The sequence below is a fragment of the Intrasporangium chromatireducens Q5-1 genome (assembly GCF_000576575.1).
Taxonomy (GTDB): domain Bacteria; phylum Actinomycetota; class Actinomycetes; order Actinomycetales; family Dermatophilaceae; genus Intrasporangium_A; species Intrasporangium_A chromatireducens.
On record NZ_AWQS01000545.1, the window covers coordinates 1 to 772 of the forward strand.

The 772-nt window shown below is 72.2% G+C and carries 1 protein-coding gene; it reads left to right on the forward strand.

The annotated features are described in order from the left end of the window. Window positions 1-58: 58 nt before the first annotated feature. A complete protein-coding gene (locus N864_RS22795) occupies window positions 59-754 on the forward strand; it encodes a demethylmenaquinone methyltransferase (protein ID WP_034722983.1) in 696 nt (231 codons plus the stop codon). Window positions 755-772 lie beyond the last annotated feature (18 nt).

The window sequence follows — 772 nt, forward strand, 5'->3', positions numbered from 1 at the left end:
GGTGGGGGGAGGGGGCCGTGGGGCGTGGGGGTGGCGGTGGGGGTGGAAGGATGGCCGCATGACTCGCGCCCAGCTCGACAAGAAGGCCGTCGACGTCGCGTCGATGTTCGACACCGTCGCCGAGAAGTACGACCTCACCAACGACGTGCTCTCCCTCGGCCAGGACCGGCTCTGGCGCCGCGCGGTCGTGCGGACGGTCGCCGCACGGCGCGGCGAGCGCATCCTCGACATCGCCGCCGGGACGGGCACCTCGAGCGAGCCGTGGGCCGACCAGGAGATCGAGGTCGTCCCGGCCGACTTCTCCCTCGGCATGCTCCGCGTGGGCCGCCGGCGCCGGCCCGACATGGCGTTCACCGCCGCGGACGCGCTCGCCCTGCCGTTCGCCGACGCGAGCTTCGACGTCGTGACGATGAGCTTCGGCCTGCGCAACGTCAGCGACACCGAGACCGCGCTGCGCGAGTTCCTGCGCGTCACCAAGCCCGGCGGCCGGCTCGTCATCTGCGAGTTCAGCCAGCCGGTCAACAAGGCGTTCCGCACCGTCTACACCGAGTACCTCATGCGGTTGCTGCCCCGGATCGCCCGGCGCACCTCGTCGAACCCGGACTCCTACGTCTACCTCGCCGAGACCATCCGCGCGTGGCCGGACCAGGCCGGTCTCGCCCGGGTCATCGAGGCGGCCGGCTGGACGACGGTCGGGTGGCAGAACCTCACCGGCGGCATCGTCACGCTGCACACCGCGGTCAAGGGCGACTGACGGCGCGGATGCCGCTCA

What these genes read in the sequence shown, in the direction of transcription:
- N864_RS22795 (WP_034722983.1), top strand. Translation starts at nt 59, where the DNA reads ATGACTCGCGCCCAGCTCGACAAGAAGGCCGTCGACGTCGCGTCGATG.